Raw genomic sequence first — 21,012 nt, 5'->3', positions numbered from 1 at the left:
AACTTAATGTATTAAGTATAACAAAAAAGACCCTACAAAGTAGAATCAGTTAATTTTGAGACAACTATGCCTCTTTTTTTAACTGTCTACCTTATAGGGTCCATTTTATAATATAACTTCACAGCCTTTATTATTAAAGTAAAGGGGGACTTCGCTTTAATTTATAATCTAATAACTTATTAACCTAGTAATTTAGTAAATTATTAACTTATAAGTAGATAATAACATAGAATTATGTCGAAATAATGAAGAATGTGTAAAAAAACTTTAAATATTAACTATATTAGCGTAGTGTAATAATACAAAAAACGAAAAAGCTGTGAAATGTTACTTCACAGCTTCTATTATTAAAGTAAAGGGGGACTTCGCTTTAATTTACTAACCTATTAATAAATAATAACATAAAATTGTTACGGCATTATTAAGAATGTGTGTAGTATTTGTTAAATATTTGACAAGTTGAAAAATGTCTTATATTTAAATATTGTAATCTGCATAATTGAGGTGCGCTATATAAGCTTTCGATTTCCTATTATATTAGAAAAATGACGGTTGCTAAAAAAAAATTACTCAAATTCAACTTATAATTTTGATTTATAGACAAATTTATACTATAATATATAAAACTAGTTTAAAGTGTAATGAATATTCTTAATAATCCATATATATTATTGGCAAATACTTAAATATGATTTGGAGCATTAAAGATATTTATAACAAAAGTCATAAAAAGGAGTGTAACCATATGAAATATATTGTAGTACTAGGAGATGGGATGTCAGATTATCCTGTAAAAGATTTAAATAACAAAACACCGATTCAATATGCGAGTACTCCTGCTATTGATTATATGGCAAAGCACGGTACTATAGGTATGGTTAAAACTGTTCCAGAGGGTATGGCACCAGGAAGTGACACGGCGAATATGGCTGTTTTTGGCTATAATCCCTTTGTGTATTATAGCGGTCGGTCACCCTTTGAAGCAGCTAGCATGGGAGTGCCCATGCTAGATACAGATATTACCTTTAGATGTAATTTGGTAACGGTATCTGAAGGCGAGCCTTACGCGGAAAAGATTATGCTAGATCATAGTGCTGGTGAAATAACAACTGAGGAATCAAGGGAATTAATAAGTGGATTAAGTGACTATTTAAGCACTGATACAATAAAGTTTTATCCAGGTATTAGCTATAGGCATCTTATGATATGGGCAAATGGCCCCTTTGACTGGAAGCTTACACCCCCTCATGATATTCTAGGTAAAAAAGTGAAGGATTTTATGCCACGTGGTTTAAATAGTGAAGTAATTGAAGAGATGACAAAGAAAAGCAGTCAATTTCTATCGCAGCATGCTATAAATAAAAAAAGAGTGGCAAAAGGATTAAACCCAGCTAACTCCATATGGATCTGGGGTGAGGGCACGAGGCCACATTTATCTAGCTTTTATGAAAAATATAATTTGAAAGGTTCCGTAATTTCTGCAGTTGATTTAATAAAAGGAATAGGATTATGTGCAGGGTTAGATGTTGTTGATGTACAAGGCGCCACTGGGAATATTGATACTAATTATATAGGCAAAGCAAAAGCCGCACTGGCAGAGCTTGCAAAGGGAAATGATTTTGTATATATTCATGTTGAAGCCCCTGATGAATGTAGTCATAGACAGGAAATAGAAAATAAATATAAGGCAATAGAATATATAGACAACCAAATAGTAAAGGTTATTAAAGAGGAAATGGAGAGAATAGGGGAGGATTATAAAATGATAATACTTCCTGATCACCCTACACCACTAGTTCTCAGGACACATACAAGTGATCCCGTTCCATTTTTAATATATCAAAGCAATGAGGAGCTTAACAATCCTAATGGATGTTATGATGAATTCGCGGCAAAAGACACAGGTCTATATTTTCCAGAGGGATATAAGTTAATGGATTATTTTTTAAAAGGTAAGAGGTAGGGGGAAAACAATATTATGAAACAAATATATTATAAGAGTACTCGCGGAAATGAAAAGGGAGTAACAGCTGCAGAAGCTATCACAAGGGGGCTTAGCCAAGATGGGGGACTTTTTGTACCAACATCAATACCAAAGTTAAGTACCCAGATAGAAGAATTGCTACATATGAATTATAAACAGTTAGCATTTACTATAATGAAGGAATTTCTAACTGATTATGAGGAAAATGAGTTAAGGGAGTGTATAGATAAGGCTTACGATGAAAAGTTTGACACACCTATTATTGCACCCCTAGTTAAGCGTGGTGGAACATATTTTTTAGAATTATACCATGGACCTACTTTAGCATTTAAGGATATGGCACTATCAATACTACCGCATTTATTAAAAATTGCAGTAAAAAAGTTAAATAATGATAAAGAGATGGTTATTCTTACTGCTACCTCTGGAGATACAGGTAAAGCTGCCTTAGAGGGTTTTGCAAATGTGTCAGGTACAAAGATCATAGTGTTTTTCCCAGAGCAAGGTGTAAGTGAGATTCAAAAAAGGCAGATGGTAACACAAACTGGAGATAACACCTTTGTTATAGGTATTCATGGGAACTTTGATGATGCACAAAATGGAGTTAAAAAGATGCTTACAGATGATAATCTTCTGAAAAAATTAGAAGAAAAAAATAGTATGTTTTCATCAGCTAATTCAATAAACATAGGAAGGTTAATTCCTCAGGTTGTATATTATTTTTATGCATATACTCAGCTTTGTAATATGGGCGAGATTAAAATAGGAGAAGAGATAAATTTCTCCGTTCCTACTGGGAATTTTGGAAATATACTAGCAGGATATTACGCAAAAAAAATGGGATTACCAATTAAAAAGTTAATTTGTGCTTCAAATGAAAATAAAGTTTTATTTGATTTTATAAATACCGGTACTTATGATAAAGCAAGAGATTTTGTGATTACTATGTCTCCTTCAATGGATATATTGATTTCAAGTAACCTTGAAAGATTGTTATATGCTATTAGTGGGCAAGACTCAGTAGTTATAAAAAACCTTATGGAAGAGCTTTCAAGAAATGGTAAATATGAAATTAATAGTACAATGAAAAAATCCTTAGCTGATTTCTATGGAGGTTATGCAACCGAGGAAGATACTTCTAAGTCAATAACTGAGGTTTATAAAACTACTAATTATGTGATTGATACCCATACTGCTGTATCCTATGCGGTTTATCAAAAGTATTTGGAAGAGACAAACGATACTACAAAGACAGTTATTATTTCTACTGCAAGCCCTTATAAATTTACTCCAGACGTTATGAAATCAATAGATACAAAATATATAGGATTAAATGATTTTGAATTAATAAAGCAGCTGAGCAATATAACAAATATTGATATTCCAGCAGGCATAGTGGATTTAGAAAATAGACCTGTGCTTCATAAAACCAAATGTGCAAAGAATGAAATGCAAATGCAAATCGAAAAAATCCTTAACATATAAAATTTTAAAAGAGTAAGGGGCAGAAATTATGGAAGTTATAGTTGCAAAATTTGGTGGAAGCTCATTATGTGATAGTGAGCAATTTAAAAAAGTAAAGGATATTGTTTTGTCCGACGACAGGCGTGTCTACGTTGTCCCATCGGCTCCGGGCATGCGAAGCAAAGGTGATTATAAAATCACAGATCTTTTATATTTATGTCATGAACATGTTGAAAAGTCACTACCATTTGATGAATTATTCAAATTAATCCAGGAAAGATATACTGTTTTGTGTAGTGAATTAAACCTTTCCATAGATATTTTTAAATATTTAAGAGAACTTAAAGAAAAAATAATTAATGGAGCGTCAGAGGCGTATGTAGCAAGCCGTGGAGAATATTTCAATGGTTTAATATTAGCTGAATATTTGGGGTATGAATTTATTGATGCTGCAGAGATTATTATTTTTAAGAAAAGTGGACGTTTGGACGAGTCAGCGACCTATGATGCTGTAAGTAAAAGATTGTCACAGGTAAAAAAAGCAGTAATACCAGGATTTTATGGTGCTTCCCCAGATGGTAGCATAAGAACTTTCTCAAGAGGAGGTTCTGACATTACAGGAGCAATAATTGCTAAGGGCGTATGGGCGCTAGTTTATGAAAACTGGACAGATGTGTCTGGCTTTTTAATGGCGGATCCTAATATTGTTAGTAATCCCAAACATATTGAAGAAGTAACCTATAAAGAACTTAGAGAACTTTCATATATGGGCGCAAATGTTTTTCATGAAGAGGCGATTTTTCCTGTTAAGAATAAAGGGATTCCAATAAATATAAGAAATACTAATAAACCAATGGAAAAGGGAACCACTATTTTAAATGATAAATTAGCGATTAAAGCTGGAAATATAACAGGCATTGCGGGGAAAAAAGATTTTACAGTAATAGCAATTGAAAAAACGCTTATGAACAGTCATATAGGTTACTTACGAAGGGTTCTATCAATTCTTGAAAACAATAATGTAGCCTTCGAGCATATACCATCGGGGATAGATTCAGTTTCATTGGTAATTGACGATGCTGAGCTCGCCAATAAGCTTGATATAATATTAGAAGAAATTGAAACTCAATGTAAACCAGATTCCTTAGTAGCATACCCTAATATGGCCTTAATAGCAGTGGTTGGAGAAGGCATGATAAGGACTAAGGGGATATCCGCTACATTATTTACTGCCCTATTAAAAAATAATATAAATATTAGAATGATTAATCAAGGGTCCAGTGAGTTAAGTATCTTTGTTGGTGTAGAAAATGAGGATTTTGAAAATGCAATTAGGGCTGTGTACAAAGCCTTTGAGAATTAATAATCACTTGACCCTATATAATAGCATAATTTAAGTTTTAGAGAGGGGCGATTAATATGGAAAAAGTAAAGATAGCAATTTTAGGCTTTGGGAATGTCGGCACAGGTGTTTGGAAGATACTCCAGGAAAATAAAAGAGAAATAATGAAACGTTCAAATTATGAAATAGAGGTAGCTAAGATATTAGTTAAAGATATAAATAAAAAAAGAGATATTACTGTGGCTAAGGGAATCTTAACAGATAATATTGATGATATTATTAATGATGAAAGTATTAAAATTGTGGTTGAGCTAATTGGGGGACCAGGTCAAGCTAAGGAATATATGATACGAGCCATGAAAGCTAAAAAACATATTGTAACTGCTAATAAACTAGTTATTGCAAACTGGAGCGACGAGCTATTCAAAATAGCTGAGGAAGAAAAAGTGTTATTTTATTATGAAGCAAGTGTGGCGGGTGGAATTCCAATAATACGGGAAATTAATGAGAGCCTCACAGCCAATAGAATTCAGCAGATAATTGGAATTATAAATGGAACAACTAATTATATACTAAGTAAAATGACTAATGATGGAATTAGCTTTGAAGCGGCATTAAAAGAAGCCCAAGAAAAGGGTTATGCTGAAGCAGACCCAACCTCTGATGTAGATGGGTATGATGCAGTGTATAAGCTTGCTATAATGGCTTCACTATCCTTTGGAACTAAAGTTAATCATGATGCTATTTATAGAGAAGGAATAAGAAATATTAGTTCTATGGATATAGAATATGCAAAAAAATTTGGTTATACAATAAAATTACTGGCAATAGCAAAAGAAGAAAACAATAAATTAGAGCTAAGAGTACATCCAACCCTAGTACCCTCTAATCACCCAATGGCAAATGTAAATGATGTCTTTAATGCTATTATGATAAAAGGAAATGCAGTGGGAGAACTAATGCTATATGGAAGAGGAGCAGGTGATCTGCCAACTGGAAGTGCAGTTGTAGGAGATATAATATCTATACTTCGAAACAATGTAAAGCCAGCAGACTTAAGTGAGGTAAGTGAGGAAGTTGATTTTAAAGAAATAAAGAAAACAGATCAAAATGAATCAGAATTCTATATCAGACTTAATGTTAAAGATAGAGCAGGGGTTTTAGGAGATACAGCGAAAGTATTTGGTGAAAACAATGTTAGCATTATATCCATGACGCAAGATGTAAGAGATGAAGATGATGTACCACTAGCATTTATTACTCATAAAAGTCTAGAAGCGGATATAAGAAATTCCTTGGAAAAGATAAGGTCACTGGAAAATGTTAACAGAGTCGAAAGTATAATAAGGATAGAATCCTTTAGCTAATTATACTAACGGAAGGTGAAGAAAAATGATTGAAAGTAAAAGACTGATTTTGCGTAAGATAACGCACAAGGATTTTAATGAACTTGCAAAGATGCTAAAAGATATTGATGTGATGTACGCATGGGAGCATACTTTTTCTGACAAGCAAATCACCGCTTGGATTGACAATCAAATAAGACGATATAGTGAGGACGGTATAGGTTATCTTTTAGCAGTTAATAAGCTTACAAACCAGGTGGTTGGTCAAATTGGATTATTGCATCAAACAATAAATCATGAAAAATATTGGGATATAGGGTATATTTTGAACAGTGAGTTTTGGGGAAAAGGTTATGCAACGGAAGGGGCGATGGCTTGTATAGACTATGCCTTTGATGTGCTAAAAACTGATAAAGTTATTTGCGATATTCGTCCTCAAAATACAACGTCAATCTTAGTAGCCAAAAGACTTGGTATGGTTAGTGTGGGCGAATTTATAAAACCATATAATGGGATTGATATGGTGCATGATATTTTTGAAATAAATAAGAGCTCATATTAAAAAGATTGTTAATTGAAATAAAGAAATGGAGAAAAAGATAGATGTTATCCTAAACAAATTAGAAAATAAGGAAGATAAATAAAAAATTCATATATATTTTAGTTAGTATAGTTTTCAAATAGAAGCATTAAAATAAAAGCATCCAACAGGCTTTTATTCTAAGGCTTACAAATGTTACATTTACTTTACAATAGTGTTTTTTACTTGTAAAATAACTAATTTGTTGTGTCCATTGTTCGTAAATCCATGGCTTTCTTCATTTGGGGATAAAATTACATCATTCTCTTTAATTGAAATGTCTTCTCCATCTACAGTTATTATTCCTTCACCACTAACCACATAGAATATTTCATCTAAATTTGAATGCTTATGAGGGGTCATTGTTTCACCTGGTTCGTAGAACAAAATGCCTGCATCCATTGTACCTTCTGTGAATAGTGCTTTCCTCATAGTTTTTTCTGTAATAGTATTAACGTTTAATATTTTCATAATCATTCATCTCCTAAATTTTAAATACATATTTTAATCAACTGTTGAAGTTAATATTGCATAAAGTAAAAAAAAAATTATTTCTTCATAAATAAATATCCTCCTATGTTTTCTTAATTGATAGCCTTATACTATAATAGTTACTAACTCTTTACAAGAAGGCACTATTATGTACTAGACTAACTAGACTGTAAGCATTAAATTTATATATGATAGGGGAGAATAAAAATGACCTGTAGTAAATTATGTCCAATTGAAGAAACTGTTAATCTTATCAGCCACAAGTGGAAAGTTCTTATTTTAAGAAATTTACATGACAGTGGAACACAAAGGTTTACTGAACTTGCTAATGGAATAAATGGAATAAGTGAAAAGATGTTAACGCAACAACTTCGACAAATGGAAGATGATGATTTGATTATTAGAAAAGTATACCCTGAAGTTCCAACTAAAGTTGAATATTCTCTTTCAGAACTGGGAAAGAGTTTAAAGCCAGTTTTAGATGCTATGAATATTTGGGGGGGGAACTATATAAAAACTAATAAACATCTTTATAAAGATTAGATTGAAGTATCTATATTTTTGATAATACAAAGTGAGAAGATAATCTAATTTGTTACCTGCTATTTAGAGCTAATAATACAGCTAAATTAAGGTAATTTTGAAGAAGAAAACAAAAAAATACATTATAATTAAGTTGAAATGGTAATATATGCAGACTTAATAATACAGGGGGTAAAGTGTATATGAAGAAAAATGGACCTAATCCAAATAGTATTTATCCGAATGAAAACATAAAACAAGTTTGTTATATTAAAAATGTTATTAAAAATCCAAATATTCAGGTTGGTGATTATACTTACTATGATGATGTGAATGGTGCAGAAGAATTTGAAAAACATGTTACACATCATTATGATTTTCTAGGAGATAAATTGATTATAGGAAAATTTTGCGCAATTGCTCATGGAATTGAATTTGTAATGAATGGTGCTAATCATCGAATGTGTTCTGTAACAACATATCCTTTTAATATTATGGGAAACGGTTGGGAAAAAGCTACACCAACTCTTGATGATCTACCAGTAAAAGGAGACACCATTGTCGGTAATGATGTTTGGATAGGCCAAAATGTAGTTGTAATGCCAGGCATACATATTGGTGACGGTGCAATTATTGCTACCAATTCGGTTGTTACAAAAGACGTTCCTGATTACCATATAGCTGGTGGAAACCCTGCTAAAATAATAAGGAAACGCTTTGATGATGATTTGATCCAATATCTGTTAGCCTTAAAATGGTGGAATTGGTCAGAAGAAAAAATATTTAATAATCTTGAAATCCTTTGTAGTTCAGATATTGAAAAGATAAAAAGCATAGAGTGATCCACTTTTTGATATATTTATATTGAGGAAAACACTTCTTGAATTACATATTTTATTGTGTGATAATTATTTAAGATTACACAAAGAAAAGGAGATATACTATGCATATTCAGCATGTGACCTTAATGGTCAACAACTTGGAAGAATCTATTGAGTTTTATGAGACGATTACAGAACTAACTATTTCCCGCCGCTTTAAAGCAGAACCTGGAGAAGTTGCATTTCTGACAAATGGCAGCGGAGAAACTGAGATTGAACTTGTCTGCATGCCACAAGGTCAGAAGTTTGAAGGCAAAGGTATGTTCATTTGCTTTGAGACGGATAAACTGGATGCAATGCATAAGCTTGCGAATGACAGAGGCCTGAACCCTTCTGCCATCCAGAACCCTGACATTCGAACTCGCTATTTCTATGTTTATGACCCAAATGGGGTATCAGTACAGTTACGGGTTTTTCCGAAGTGATTTTCAAAAGCATTCGGCTTGATGTAATATACAGTTGAGTTAATTCGCTTTCTTATTTATATACGAGACAAGTAGCAAACCCATATCAATTAAGATGTGGGTTTTTAATATATCGGTTTTATATTGACATTAAAGAGGCAATAAATGTACAATGGTTAAATATGGTTAATGCGTAATGGTAATTTATGACGAAATATTTTAAAAATAAGCTATATAAAAACTAATAAGATTTCGATGATGCTAATTGTAATTTAATAAACTCCCACGCCATAAGACGTAGGAGTTTGAACTAATTATTTATGGCTGAGATTTTTGAACTGGATTTTAAGTGATATATTTTAGAGGATCTAGTTGCTTTTAAAATGTCACTTTTATTAAGCTCATTATGACTTATGGTACTTTCCACTATATATAGTGGTCTGTTTTTACTTTCATCAGAAATTCTCGCAATATACTGACCCATAATAGCGAAAAAACATGACATAATACCAAACATAATAAAGTTAATGCCTAGAACTAGCCCCAAATTTAATATGCTAGTGTGGTTAAATACTGATGTTAGAATACTACCAATTAATAGAATAGTGCCTATTAAACCTGTAAATGCTCCGAGGTAGCCAGCTACCACTAATGGTTTATAGGAGAAAGAGGTTATGCCATCAAAAGCTAATTTCATCATTTTCTTTAGTGAATATTTTGTTTCGCCAACAAATCTTTCTTGTCGTGCAAATTCTACAAAGGTTTGTTTATAGCCAACCCAACTAACTAAACCCCTTATATATCTATTTTTTTCTGGTAATGAATTTAGCGCATCACATACCTTTCTATCTATAAGTCTAAAATCTCCAGTATCAACTGGAATATCAATTGTTGTCGTACTTTTTAGTAATCTATAGTAAGACTTAGCCGTGAATTTTTTGAAAAAGGTTTCACCTTCTCGCTTAATTCTTTTCCCGTATACAACATCATAGCCTTGTCTCCATTTTTTAATCATATCTAAAATAGCTTCTGGAGGATCTTGAAGATCTGCATCTATTACAATAATAGCTGAACCTAAGGCCTTATTCATTCCGGCAGTTATAGCAGCTTGATGTCCAAAGTTTCTTGAAAAGTTTATAAGCTTTATACTATCATCATTCCTACATATGTCCTCTGCTTTTTCTCTTGTTGTGTCCGAACTTCCATCATTAATAAATACAATTTCATAATTCTCGAAGGTACGATCCATTACGGATTTCAATCTGCAATAACTTTCATTTATTACAAGTTCTTCATTATACAAAGGCACCACTAAAGAATAAACAATTCCATTAGACATATTTATCATTCCCTTCACTCTAATCTTTTAATGTACTCTATAATTAAAATTATAGATGTCAATTGTAGCATCAGTATCAAATTAATATGTGAACTTTATGTGAGATCCATATTATATTATTTTTTTAATTGTTGTGATATAAATATATTTACTTAATATTAAATGTTAACCTGATATTTTAAAAGCCCACATCGTAAAATTGAGTGGGTTTTAAAAAATAAGCGCAAAGCTAGGTCAATTCATGGACAGGACACTATATGATACGTTCATGTAAATAATAAATATAAAGATGTTTAACATACTAATTATAATTAGTATGTTATTTTTTTGTTGGTATAAATATAGTTAAGGTGGAAGTGGAACGTTACGCTGTTATTTAAAAAATATAATCGAATTAACATGGTAGATTTTGAATAGAATGTTTTAAGTGATTCTTTTAAGAGTACTAAGTAATATATTTCAGGAGATGATTTATTTTGAATTCTAATATTATTTTATTGTTGATTCTTGCTGCTGCCATTTTTGGCAAAGCTAATTCAGTAGCTATTGCTACATGTATCTTACTTATGCTGAAACTCTTAGGTTTGGACAGATATGTATATCCCTTTATAGAAAAAAGTGGAATTACAGGGGGACTTATATTTCTTATAGCCGCCATAATGATACCAATTGCAAATGGTAGCATTACAACAGCGAATATAAAAAACGTATTTACATCCTGGATAGGTATAACTGCTCTAGTTCTTTCATTTTTAACAACTTATTTAAGTGGACAAGGATTGAACTATCTTACAGTTCAAGGACATAGCGATATTATGCCTGCCATGATAATAGGTGCAGTTGCTGCAGCAGCTTTTTTAGGAGGGGTGCCTGTAGGACCGCTTATTACATCTGGAATGGTAGCTTTATTTGCAAAGATGATTCACAAATAATAATTATATGAAGAGGGGGAAGGAGAAATCCTGCTTTTGTTACCATTTTATTTAAATGTGTTTATAATTTTATTATCCTTCGGATATTTAAGCAAAGATGTCAATTGTATTAATAGAATTTATTGAATTTCCTCTAGTTATATTTGAATTTCTAGCAACATCAGTATTCATATTATTGTCTCCTTTTAATAAGTTTCATTTGTATAACCCATAATAGATATTAATCCTTAATTTTCTAATGGTTTCATATAATTAAATTATAATGGTTAATTATGGCATGTACGTGTAATAATTATGTGATAGCAAGAAATCAATTAAACTTTTATTGCAATTGCTTGCTTTCACTAGTTAAATGAAGTCTGAACGAGTATATTAAATCAATTATAACTATAAATAAAACTATAGAAAGATCTATTAACGAATCTGTCCCTGTATTATATAAGAATGGAAGATAACACAGTAACGATACCAAAGGGATTATTATAGCTATATAAAATTTCTTTGGAAAACAAAAAGCATATAAAAGTGAAATTATATCTGCCATAAAGAAATAGCTCTCATGCATCCGTGGTAATAAAAACGGTACTATTATAGCTAATAATAAAGAGAGCTCTATAACATTTTCGTATTTAATAATTTTTATATATCTAACACTTACATAAATAATAATAAGTACAACTACAAACGCCAATAATATTCCAATATAACCTAGGGTTGTATTACTAGACAATTTACTAGGTACCCATTGATATATTGAAGGTGCATTATAGGTTAAATTTTTATATTCACCGGATTGATTAACATAAGTTAGTAAAATTTCTTTTAATGGTCTACCCACAATTAAACTAGGCATGCTTAAAACTAAATAGGAGAGTGGTATTAGTATCAAATGATATATATTAATTCTGTTTTTAAATAGTAGAATTCCGAATAATGGCAGGAAAAATATTGCTTGTAGTTTAAAGGATAATGCAATCCCATAAAATATTAATGAAGTAACCGGTTTTTCAGATAAAATATAATAGATAGAACCAATGACAAAGGCGGTAAATATTATATCGCATTGACCCCATACAGATCCGTTAAATATAACTGTTGGAAACAAAAGTACAATTCCAAAAGAGAGATAAACTAATTTCTTGTTTTTATACTTCATATTGACTATTTTCATAATAAAAAAAGCTGCCATTATTTCAAAAACAAAAGATAACATTTTTACATAGAATAGTTTATTTATATTTGTATAAGTGCCTATTGTTAATAGGTATAGATAAGGCTGAGTGTAATCACCCATTGCATTTTTTAAGGCAGCAAAACCACCACCCGTTTTTATAGTATCAAACCATTTACTTACAAAGGCATTATAGTCTCCACTCATAAAAGGTAAACCTGGAATTCTAATAAGTAGGGCAATCCATATAATAAAAGCCAATATAAGAAATTTTTTTAAAAACACTTTATTATTATCCATAAATCTCCTCCAACTTAATTTTCTGGTTTCTTAAAATCCCCATTTGGTGGGGTTCCTTCAGGTGTAATGCTATCTTTTTTCTGAAATTCACCTTGAGGCATTCTTCCATTCCCCTTTTGAGATGAATTGTTATTTACTGAATGATCTGATGTATATAGGTGTGCAAACAAAAGGGTTACCATTATAATTGAGAGAGTTACAATAACTATTAATGCTGAGATGAATATATTTTTACTTATTTTCATGGTATAATCCTCATCTTTCTTGCTACATTAAATTTTTCTATGGATGTAGATTCTACAAGAAATTATAGAATCTGCATCCATAGAACTTTCATTTATATAAGACTAAGGTAACTATTATTATTTTGTAGTATCAGCAGCTTTGAGATCATATAAAGCTTCGGAACTTCCACCACCAAATTGCTGAGCTTTTGAATTTGTAGTTTTAGTAGTATCACTTGTTTCATTTGTTGTTGTACTCGCGCTAGGTGTAGCTGATTCCTTATTAGTTGTAGTTGTAGAATCTTTCCATTCACTCTCGGCAACAAGTTTGCCGGCTGATTTTGCCCAGGTCATGATTTCATCATTAGAGCCTCCACCTTGGCCACCTACCATTACATATCTTAATTCACCTTTATTAATTAATTCTTTGAATTTAGCTAAGGTAATTGCTTTATCAGTTCCAAAGAAACCCCAAGTCATTACAGACTCATCAGTTTTAAGTATTATATCTGTTGCAGTACCATTAGTAGATGAAGTTACAAGAATATATTTTTCTGTTGTTTTATTAGTCTGTAAGAATTTAATTAATTTCACATTACTAGAGGTACTTGAAGCACCTATACTTGGAGATCCCTTTGTTCTACTAGAGATTAATGAAAGTCCAGCAGAGGGGAAGGTTCCAGACATAGCATTAAACATTGTAGTAGCAGACCAAAACGTAGGGGTTATTAAAAGTCCTACTAAAGCAGTAGCTACTAATATCTTCGATAGTTTTTCATTTTTATTTTTTAACAGTTTAAGAGCAATAATTGTAATTGAAGAAACAAAACATAAAATAGATAGTGCAATCATTAAAGTCTTAGGGATACTGGAGGTCTTATAATAATAAGACAAAATCAGTAACTGAACTAATCCATCTACAATAAGTGCTACTGGCAAAATCCAAGATTTAAGTCCCTTCTCTTTATGAAGGTCCCACATAGACACAATTCCGATTCCCGCTAGGGCTGCAATTGGGGGAGCAAGCATAGTTAAATAATAAGGATGAAATAAACCTGTGGTGAAGCTGAAATATATAAATTCAGGTATTAACCACATTGATCATACAATTAAATCTAATTTTTTTCTGTTATCAAAAGCAGGCTTGAGTTTTTCTTTTAATGCTGCTGCTATTAATCCGAATACTGCAAGAGGGAATAACCAAATTATCTGATCTGACAGACTATTACTTGAAAATAATCTTGTAATACTAGATTTTTCACTGCCGCCCATGCTACTACCGCCACCACCGCCACCATTAGCATTTCCTCCTGGAGCCTGCCCACCTTTACCATCTCCTGTATGAGGTGTACCCCCTTGCATTCCTCTTTCAAAGTTGCCATCAGATGGAGTATTCTCTTTTTAAGCGAGATTTCATTAGAAAGAAGATAAGTTAGATATATAGCAGGGATTATCATGTATGCTTGAAGCATTTTTATATTGAAACCAATACCCACAATAGCTAAGCTTATTAAAAGATATTTAACTTTGCCTTTATCAGCTGCTATAGAAATAGCCCAGCATGCAAGTAGAAGAGATAAAACCAGTAAATTATCGCAAGTATTATTTCTGCTTACAGCAACAAAAATAGGGGTTACTGCAAGAAATAATGCTGAAAGAAGACCAGCCACAGTTCCAAAGGATCTCTTAATGATAATATATATTATTGCAACGGAGATTACTCCTGCAAGTGCCAGGGGAAGAAGAATGCTCCAGCCACTAAAGCCAAAGATTTTAACTGAGATTGCTTGAATCCAAAAACCTAGAGGTGGCTTATCAATACTAATAAAGCTAGTGGGGTCAAAAGCTACAAAAAAGAAATTTTTCCAGCTCATAGTCATACTTTTTACTCCCGCTGCGTAATATAAATTTGAATAGCCCTCAATACTTAAATTAGTAAAGTTTAATATTCCAGACAATAATAATATTAATGATAATAATAGCTTTTCTTTAGAAAGTTTTAATTTTTTCATAATTTTAATTAGCTCCTTTTTAGAATGAGAAATGAACATAATAGTAGCCATCCTCATAATTAATTTAAATTTATATCGCTACTGACTACTTAATTAAATACCCATAACTTATAACAAAGAAAATTTGTTATTTGAGCTATAAAGGTCACCATTATTTTAGATACATAAACATTCATATCTAAGCTTTTGACTAAAAAATTTATTGTTACAAGGGTTATGAGAAGTGAGAATAAGTTAACAACAATAAATTGAAAAAGCTCATTACCTGTTTTTTTATTAGAATTATTTTTAGAAAAAGTCCATTTTTTATTAAGTACAAAACTGTTAGCAACTCCAAAACTATAACCAAGTATTTGACTTGCAATGTAGTTTAGTACAATAAATCCATTAAACAATGTGAAGATTAAAAAATCTATGAGTGTATTTGCTACCCCTACTAGGGAAAATCTAGTTAAATGCTTAAGCTTTCCATATAAGATATAGTTCATAAGGTTATCTACTGTCTTAATATTTTTCCACCCCATTTTTGCAAAATATATTATCGAAAGTAATAACAGGTTTATTACTTTTATCTCTATAGATAAGATTATAAACATCAATTGTAGTAGTAGTATAAAAAAAATATGTGAGCTTTATGTGATGATATTGGGGCTGAAGAACTTAGGATAGTATCCTGTTTATCATTCAAATGTTATATATTTAGGTCAACCTAATTGAAATGATGAAGGATTCACTGAGTCATCCTTTTTATTTTAAATGTGGACAATAATTGTCAATACATAAATGAATTAAAACGATACGATTTTGTATTGGGTTATGATACATGATTAGCATTAAATTTCATGAATTTTAAAAATCATAATACAGTAATGCATTGAAAAAGTTATCTCTTTTTAAGTTTTATGTAAGAAAAAGTATAAGATTGATAATAAATAAACAACAAAAACGTGGGGCTTCAATACTTTAGGACGTGTTTATAGTGTTCTAGAATGTTTATATAAAGAATTGGCATACAAGTTGCTAAATATTAGTGTGAAAAGAACATGCTACATCAATAGCATGAGAACACAGATTAAAGTAGAGGAGTTTAATATGGACAAAATAAAAACTATAGACCAGATAATCTTACATATCAAGGATGGAATGACAATTATGATTGGGGGATTCATGGGAGTAGGAACACCTGAAATGATAATTGATGCAATAGTTGATAGTGGTATAAAGGATTTAACTATCATAGCAAATGATACATCATTCCCAAACATAGGCATAGGAAGATTGGTTGTTAATAAGCAGGTAAAAAAAGTTATTGCTTCACATATTGGACTTAATCCAGAAACTGGACGTCAGATGAATAGTGGGGAGCTTATTGTTGAGTTAGTACCACAGGGAACGCTGGCAGAACAGATTAGATGTGGGGGTGCAGGTATAGGAGGCTTTTTAACTCAAACTGGTTTAGGAACCACCGTTGAAGAAGGAAAACAAAAAATAAATATAAAAGGCAAAGAATATCTCCTTGAACTACCACTAAGAGCGGATTTAGCACTTATAGGCGGCTCCATTGTAGACAAGCAAGGGAATATTTTTTACAATGCATCAACTAGAAATTTTAACCCTATAATGGCTACAGCTGCGGATGTAGTAATAGTGGGAGCAGAAAAAATTGTAGAAGTTGGAGAACTTAATCCACATCAAGTTATGACCCCTAGCATATTTGTAGATTATATTTTTGGAGGTGAAAAATAATGGATAGTAAAGAGTTTATTGCAAGGAGAATTGCTAAGGAGTTAAAAGATGGAGATGTGGTAAATCTGGGAATTGGTCTTCCAACCCTGGTAGCAAACTATATACCAGGGGGGATTAACGTAATATTGCAGTCGGAGAATGGATTTATAGGGCTAGGACAAGTCCCTGAAGAAGGTGAGGAAGATAAAGATGTTGTTAATGCAGGAGGTCAGCTGGTTACAATAAAAAAGGGGGGAGCTTATTTTGATAGTGCTACATCCTTTGGCATAATCCGTGGAGGACATGTTCATGCTACTGTTTTAGGTGCTCTAGAAGTAGATGCGAAAGGTAACCTTGCAAACCACATGATTCCAGGAAAGATGGTTCCTGGTATGGGCGGAGCTATGGATTTAGCATTCGGAGCTAAAAAAGTAATCATAGCAATGATCCATACAGCTAAAGGTGGACCTAAAATATTAAAGAAATGTAGACTTCCGCTTACAGCTGTGGGAAAAGTTAGCCTTATAGTTACCGAGATGGCAGTAATTGAAGTAACGGCAAATGGCCTTATTTTAAAAGAAATTGCACCAGGGGTATCTGTTGAAGACGTACTTAATGGTACAGAAGCAGATCTTATAATTGATGATGACCTAAAAATTATGGAAGTATAACATAAATAAAGAATGAAAGAAGGAATTAACATGGAAAATAAAGTAATATTAACCGTAGCAACAACAGGGGCATGGCCTCAAAAGAAAGATACACCATATATACCACTTCAGCCAGAGGAAATTGCTAGTGAAATATATGCATGCTATAAGGCCGGGGCTTCCATTGCACATATTCATGTTAGAGATGACGAAAATAAAGCATCTATGAGTTTTGAAAAGTTTGAAGAAACTGTAAGACTGGTTAGAGAACGTTGTGATATCGTAATTAACTTGACCACTTCTGGTGGACTTGGATTACTAGATGAAATAAGAATGAAGCCCTTTCTGGAGTTAAAGCCTGAAATAGCTTCATTTGATTGTGGATCAATGAATTGGATGCATTCAACTGTATTTGAAAACAGTCCGAAATTTCTTGAAAAATTGGGGAAAGCTATGCAGGAAAACAACGTAAAACCAGAAATAGAAGTATTTGATGCTGGTATGGTTTATAATGCGCTTTATTATTTAAAAAAAGGTATTTTAAAGGCGCCGCTTCACTTCCAATTTGTATTAGGAGTTCCAGGAGGAATGACTGCCACAGTAGAGAATTTGATGTTCCTTAAAAGTTTGATTCCTGCAGACGCAACTTGGGGTGCACTTGGAATAGGTAAACAGCACTTACCGATTATGTATGCAGCATTAGCCTTAGGCGGGCATGTACGTGTAGGTATGGAAGATAATATTTATTATAGATCAGGAGAACTTGCCAGGTCTAATGTTGAATTTATTGAAAGAACTAAAAGAATAGTATCAGAACTTGATAAACAGATAGCAACTCCAGCTGAGGCAAGAGCAATACTAGGTCTTAAAAATTGTCCTTCTGAAGTCGTTAATATTGCAGCACCGCAGGTGATGATTTAATGTAAGTAAAGGTCATAATAGTGAGGCGGGGGAAGGCCTGCCTTTTGTTTATAGATAAGTGAATATAGTATTTGAGGGGGAAATAATTTTGAGTATAAATAATATAAAAAATATCACAGTGTTTGGTCCAGGAATGATGGGGAGCGGAATAGCACAAGTATTTGCAGGATGTGAAGATTTAAAGGTAACAATTTTTATAAGAGAAAAAATTGAATATGAGTGTATTGATAAAATTAAGGCTAACCTTGCAGTATTAAAAGAAAAAGAAATTATTACGCAAGAGGAAATAGATAATATTTTTGGCAGAATTACATTAACTGAAGATATGGAAGCCGCAGTAAAGGAAGCTGATTTTGTAATTGAGTGCATACCAGAGAATATGGAATTAAAACAAAATTTATTTGCTAGACTTGAGTTAATCTGCAGGCCAGACACTATATTTGCTACAAATACATCTGTAATGAGTATTACTGAAATATCTGAAAAAGCAAAGAATAAATCCAGAATAGTAGGATGTCATTTTTGGAATCCGCCATATTTAATTCCTCTTGTCGAAGTGGTTAAGTCAGATTATACAACTGAGGAAGTTATGGATAAAACTATAGAATTACTAAAGAAAGCAAACAAACATCCTATTAGAGTAAGTAAAGATGTGCCAGGATTTGTTGCAAATAGATTACAACATGCTCTTTGGAGGGAGGCTATATCAATTGTAGAGAATGGTATAGCAAATGCTGCAACGGTTGATGAAGCAATTAAATTTGGTTTTGGATTACGTTTACCAATTCTGGGACCTATGGAAAATGCAGATATGGTTGGGACGGACTTAACACTGTCTATACACAGCTATATTTTGAGGCATCTTGAAAACTCTACTGAACCATCACCTCTTTTAAAGGAGAAAGTAGAGGGAGGTAACTTAGGGTTTAAGAGTGGTATGGGTTTTCAGGAATGGAATCCGCAGCAAGTCAAAGAATCAAGTGATGGGCTAAGAGAATATTTGATAAAGGTTTTATATAATAAATAATTATATTTAATTAATAATGTAAAAGAGAATATTTAATAAAAAAACTGTAGGAATTGAAATTTATATTTCAATTCCTACAGTTTTTTTACATTTGCTTAAAAACATTGCTAAACAATATATTTTCTGTTATCATTTGTATAATAAATTTTATATCTTATATGTTGCAACAAGCATAATTTTGAGGAGATGGTCATTGAAAATGGCGATTATAATAAAGAGGTCTCTTGTAGACCAAATATATGAACAACTGAGAGAAGAAATAATAAATCAAGAAATCACCTGGGGTGAAAAACTTAATGTAAATGAACTTCAAGAAAGATTTGGCATAAGCTGTACTCCAATAAGAGAGGCCATTAACAGGCTTCAAAAAGAGGGCATAGTGGAGTATAAAAACAATGTGGGAGCTAAAGTAATAGAAATTGGAGAAAAAGACATTATAGAAATTCAAGAAGTAGTAATGACTATGGATTGTGCTGCTATAAGATATGCTATGGAAACAGGTAAAATCAATGAAATTACTGAGGAACTTTTAAAGCAAATAAAATGCTATCAGGAAGCGAAAACTGAAATAACTCGTTCTCACGCTATTGAAGCCTTTAGCAATGTTTTTTATAAGTATGCTGGAAATTCAAGGCTTATATCTATTTCTCATTTAATTAAAGGGCAACAGGGAATGCTTAGAAGCACCTATGGTAAAGAACGGAAAGATCCATCTGATATGGAAGAACATATTAAAATATACAAGGCTGTACTCTCTGGAGATGTTAATGCAGCTATTAATGCAATGGAGGATAACTATAAAAAAGGAACTAAATTACTATTAGAGGTAATTTGTAATATTAAATAAGTCACTAAATGTATAATGAAAATAAAGCAACTATTAGATAGTAAATTCCTTTAGTTGCTTTTTATTTTTTTGATATAGTTTTTACAATTACTTAAAATAATCTTGCATGTTGCAAGATATATGATATATAATATAAATAACTAAATTATACAAGGAGGGAAATATTATGGAAATGAAGGTAACACAAGATGCAATGGGTACACATTTAGATTGGAAGCACGACGGGGTTACACCAGTTATGATTGATTGGTTTTGGAGTAATATGGAGAAATCATTTCTTTTATGGCATCCAGCTGAGCATGAACCACTAACCTGGGTAATACCACCGAAACATGGTAATCCTGTAGGATCAGTGCATTTAGCACCACAAACTTGGACAGATGGGACACGTCAAAATCTATATATTCGATTTGAAGATCCTGCGAAAATTCCAGAAGAAGTAAAAAAATATATAGTTTATGAGCACTGCGTAGTTGTAGCGGGTCTAGGGTTCGGACCAGAAAGTTTAAATGTAGAAGAGCCTATGGGATACCGTATACACCAATGGCAAAAGACTGATTATGGTGTAGTAGGTAAATCAACAGGAATTGGCATGAAGATGAAAGAGACACCTGAGCAAGGCATTGTATGGGCAAAACACTGTGGAGAAGAAGTTGGAAATTGGGGAGTTTTCTTACCGCAAATGTATAATTTATTTAAGGTTGTCACTAATACTGATTACAATCCATATTCAGATCTTACTGTTGAAGGAAAGGGAAAAGAGCTTAAATATAAATATATTAAATAAAATTGTACCATGGATAAAAGCCTTGATTTCTCAAGGCTTTTATTTTTAATTAAAGATTATAA

General features: G+C 32.1%; 20 protein-coding genes and 1 pseudogene. 15 read left to right on the top strand and 6 right to left on the bottom strand.

Features of this window, described 5'->3' with window-relative positions:
* Window positions 1-745: 745 nt before the first annotated feature.
* Genes KPL50_RS13035 through KPL50_RS13015 form a run of 5 tightly spaced genes read left to right on the top strand, consistent with a single transcriptional unit; the run spans window position 746 to window position 6,698 of the window.
* The gene (locus KPL50_RS13035) at window positions 746-1,963 is read left to right on the top strand and encodes a cofactor-independent phosphoglycerate mutase (RefSeq protein WP_216298967.1); all 1,218 of its coding nucleotides are present in this window, start codon (window positions 746-748) and stop codon (window positions 1,961-1,963) included.
* Window positions 1,964-1,978: 15 nt separating this feature from the next.
* Entirely contained in the window at window positions 1,979-3,469 is a 1,491-nt protein-coding gene (thrC, locus tag KPL50_RS13030; protein ID WP_216298966.1) for a threonine synthase, read from the top strand.
* Window positions 3,470-3,497: 28 nt separating this feature from the next.
* Window positions 3,498-4,811 carry an aspartate kinase gene (locus KPL50_RS13025; protein ID WP_253200606.1) on the top strand — a complete coding sequence of 438 codons (1,314 nt, stop codon included), beginning with the start codon at window positions 3,498-3,500 and terminating at the stop codon, window positions 4,809-4,811.
* Between the two features lie 56 nt (window positions 4,812-4,867).
* A complete protein-coding gene (locus tag KPL50_RS13020; RefSeq protein ID WP_216298965.1) occupies window positions 4,868-6,157 on the top strand; it encodes a homoserine dehydrogenase in 1,290 nt (429 codons plus the stop codon).
* 49 nt (window positions 6,158-6,206) lie between these two features.
* A complete protein-coding gene (locus KPL50_RS13015) occupies window positions 6,207-6,698 on the top strand; it encodes a GNAT family N-acetyltransferase (RefSeq protein ID WP_216298964.1) in 492 nt (163 codons plus the stop codon).
* A gap of 180 nt (window positions 6,699-6,878) precedes the next feature.
* Here KPL50_RS13015 and KPL50_RS13010 read toward each other — a convergent pair whose 3' ends face one another.
* Window positions 6,879-7,187 carry a cupin domain-containing protein gene (locus KPL50_RS13010; protein WP_216298962.1) on the bottom strand — a complete coding sequence of 103 codons (309 nt, stop codon included), beginning with the start codon at window positions 7,185-7,187 and terminating at the stop codon, window positions 6,879-6,881.
* Between the two features lie 228 nt (window positions 7,188-7,415).
* Here KPL50_RS13010 and KPL50_RS13005 point away from each other — a divergent pair, with 228 nt between their 5' ends.
* The 3 genes from KPL50_RS13005 to KPL50_RS12995 all read left to right on the top strand — a co-directional run bounded on the left by KPL50_RS13005 (window position 7,416) and on the right by KPL50_RS12995 (window position 9,036).
* Entirely contained in the window at window positions 7,416-7,751 is a 336-nt protein-coding gene (locus KPL50_RS13005; protein ID WP_216298960.1) for a helix-turn-helix domain-containing protein, read from the top strand.
* Window positions 7,752-7,933: 182 nt separating this feature from the next.
* Window positions 7,934-8,572, top strand: a complete 639-nt coding sequence (locus tag KPL50_RS13000) for a Vat family streptogramin A O-acetyltransferase (RefSeq protein ID WP_216298958.1) — start codon at window positions 7,934-7,936, stop codon at window positions 8,570-8,572.
* Between the two features lie 101 nt (window positions 8,573-8,673).
* On the top strand, window positions 8,674-9,036 hold the full coding sequence (locus KPL50_RS12995) for a VOC family protein (RefSeq protein WP_216298957.1): 363 nt from the start codon (window positions 8,674-8,676) through the stop codon (window positions 9,034-9,036).
* Between the two features lie 289 nt (window positions 9,037-9,325).
* Here the strand turns inward: KPL50_RS12995 and KPL50_RS12990 are convergent, their stop codons facing one another.
* Entirely contained in the window at window positions 9,326-10,354 is a 1,029-nt protein-coding gene (locus KPL50_RS12990) for a glycosyltransferase family 2 protein (RefSeq protein WP_216298955.1), read from the bottom strand.
* 476 nt (window positions 10,355-10,830) lie between these two features.
* Here KPL50_RS12990 and KPL50_RS12985 point away from each other — a divergent pair, with 476 nt between their 5' ends.
* Window positions 10,831-11,286: a DUF441 domain-containing protein gene (locus KPL50_RS12985; RefSeq protein WP_216298953.1), complete on the top strand. Its 456-nt coding sequence runs from the start codon at window positions 10,831-10,833 to the stop codon at window positions 11,284-11,286.
* Window positions 11,287-11,608: 322 nt separating this feature from the next.
* Here the strand turns inward: KPL50_RS12985 and KPL50_RS12980 are convergent, their stop codons facing one another.
* The 4 genes and pseudogenes from KPL50_RS12980 to KPL50_RS12965 form a co-directional block, all read right to left on the bottom strand.
* The gene (locus KPL50_RS12980) at window positions 11,609-12,757 is read right to left on the bottom strand and encodes a hypothetical protein (protein ID WP_216298951.1); all 1,149 of its coding nucleotides are present in this window, start codon (window positions 12,755-12,757) and stop codon (window positions 11,609-11,611) included.
* Between the two features lie 14 nt (window positions 12,758-12,771).
* Window positions 12,772-13,002, bottom strand: coding sequence for a hypothetical protein (locus KPL50_RS12975; RefSeq protein ID WP_216298949.1), 231 nt, complete (start codon window positions 13,000-13,002; stop codon window positions 12,772-12,774).
* A 117-nt stretch (window positions 13,003-13,119) separates the two neighbouring features.
* A pseudogene (locus KPL50_RS12970) lies at window positions 13,120-14,993 on the bottom strand (glycosyltransferase family 39 protein).
* An 89-nt stretch (window positions 14,994-15,082) separates the two neighbouring features.
* Window positions 15,083-15,502: a GtrA family protein gene (locus tag KPL50_RS12965; RefSeq protein ID WP_375372923.1), complete on the bottom strand. Its 420-nt coding sequence runs from the start codon at window positions 15,500-15,502 to the stop codon at window positions 15,083-15,085.
* Between the two features lie 583 nt (window positions 15,503-16,085).
* Here KPL50_RS12965 and atoD point away from each other — a divergent pair.
* The 6 genes from atoD to KPL50_RS12935 all read left to right on the top strand — a co-directional run bounded on the left by atoD (window position 16,086) and on the right by KPL50_RS12935 (window position 20,950).
* Window positions 16,086-16,739, top strand: coding sequence for an acetate CoA-transferase subunit alpha (gene atoD / locus KPL50_RS12960; RefSeq protein ID WP_216298948.1), 654 nt, complete (start codon window positions 16,086-16,088; stop codon window positions 16,737-16,739).
* Window positions 16,739-17,389 (top strand): 3-oxoacid CoA-transferase subunit B, encoded by a 651-nt coding sequence (locus tag KPL50_RS12955; RefSeq protein ID WP_216298946.1) that lies wholly within the window; start codon window positions 16,739-16,741, stop codon window positions 17,387-17,389. Before atoD ends, KPL50_RS12955 begins: the two co-directional genes overlap by 1 nt.
* A gap of 30 nt (window positions 17,390-17,419) precedes the next feature.
* A complete protein-coding gene (locus tag KPL50_RS12950) occupies window positions 17,420-18,289 on the top strand; it encodes a 3-keto-5-aminohexanoate cleavage protein (RefSeq protein WP_216298945.1) in 870 nt (289 codons plus the stop codon).
* 88 nt (window positions 18,290-18,377) lie between these two features.
* Entirely contained in the window at window positions 18,378-19,316 is a 939-nt protein-coding gene (locus KPL50_RS12945; protein WP_290443236.1) for a 3-hydroxyacyl-CoA dehydrogenase family protein, read from the top strand.
* A gap of 199 nt (window positions 19,317-19,515) precedes the next feature.
* On the top strand, window positions 19,516-20,163 hold the full coding sequence (locus KPL50_RS12940; protein WP_253200612.1) for a GntR family transcriptional regulator: 648 nt from the start codon (window positions 19,516-19,518) through the stop codon (window positions 20,161-20,163).
* Between the two features lie 166 nt (window positions 20,164-20,329).
* On the top strand, window positions 20,330-20,950 hold the full coding sequence (locus tag KPL50_RS12935) for a hypothetical protein (RefSeq protein WP_216298943.1): 621 nt from the start codon (window positions 20,330-20,332) through the stop codon (window positions 20,948-20,950).
* Window positions 20,951-21,012 lie beyond the last annotated feature (62 nt).

It is taken from the genome of Clostridium sp. CF012 (assembly GCF_018861755.1).
Classification (GTDB): Bacteria; Bacillota; Clostridia; order Clostridiales; family Clostridiaceae; genus Clostridium_AD.
This window is presented reverse-complemented; position numbering and strand designations above follow the sequence as displayed.

Bases quoted from the DNA above. Each gene is read 5' to 3' on its own strand.
- KPL50_RS13035 (WP_216298967.1), top strand. From the start codon at position 746: ATGAAATATATTGTAGTACTAGGAGATGGGATGTCAGATTATCCTGTA.
- thrC (WP_216298966.1), top strand. From the start codon at position 1,979: ATGAAACAAATATATTATAAGAGTACTCGCGGAAATGAAAAGGGAGTA.
- KPL50_RS13025 (WP_253200606.1), top strand. From the start codon at position 3,498: ATGGAAGTTATAGTTGCAAAATTTGGTGGAAGCTCATTATGTGATAGT.
- KPL50_RS13020 (WP_216298965.1), top strand. From the start codon at position 4,868: ATGGAAAAAGTAAAGATAGCAATTTTAGGCTTTGGGAATGTCGGCACA.
- KPL50_RS13010 (WP_216298962.1), bottom strand. From the start codon at position 7,187: ATGAAAATATTAAACGTTAATACTATTACAGAAAAAACTATGAGGAAA.
- KPL50_RS13005 (WP_216298960.1), top strand. From the start codon at position 7,416: ATGACCTGTAGTAAATTATGTCCAATTGAAGAAACTGTTAATCTTATC.
- KPL50_RS13000 (WP_216298958.1), top strand. From the start codon at position 7,934: ATGAAGAAAAATGGACCTAATCCAAATAGTATTTATCCGAATGAAAAC.
- KPL50_RS12995 (WP_216298957.1), top strand. From the start codon at position 8,674: ATGCATATTCAGCATGTGACCTTAATGGTCAACAACTTGGAAGAATCT.
- KPL50_RS12990 (WP_216298955.1), bottom strand. From the start codon at position 10,354: ATGTCTAATGGAATTGTTTATTCTTTAGTGGTGCCTTTGTATAATGAA.
- KPL50_RS12980 (WP_216298951.1), bottom strand. From the start codon at position 12,757: ATGGATAATAATAAAGTGTTTTTAAAAAAATTTCTTATATTGGCTTTT.
- KPL50_RS12975 (WP_216298949.1), bottom strand. From the start codon at position 13,002: ATGAAAATAAGTAAAAATATATTCATCTCAGCATTAATAGTTATTGTA.
- atoD (WP_216298948.1), top strand. From the start codon at position 16,086: ATGGACAAAATAAAAACTATAGACCAGATAATCTTACATATCAAGGAT.
- KPL50_RS12955 (WP_216298946.1), top strand. From the start codon at position 16,739: ATGGATAGTAAAGAGTTTATTGCAAGGAGAATTGCTAAGGAGTTAAAA.
- KPL50_RS12950 (WP_216298945.1), top strand. From the start codon at position 17,420: ATGGAAAATAAAGTAATATTAACCGTAGCAACAACAGGGGCATGGCCT.
- KPL50_RS12940 (WP_253200612.1), top strand. From the start codon at position 19,516: ATGGCGATTATAATAAAGAGGTCTCTTGTAGACCAAATATATGAACAA.
- KPL50_RS12935 (WP_216298943.1), top strand. From the start codon at position 20,330: ATGGAAATGAAGGTAACACAAGATGCAATGGGTACACATTTAGATTGG.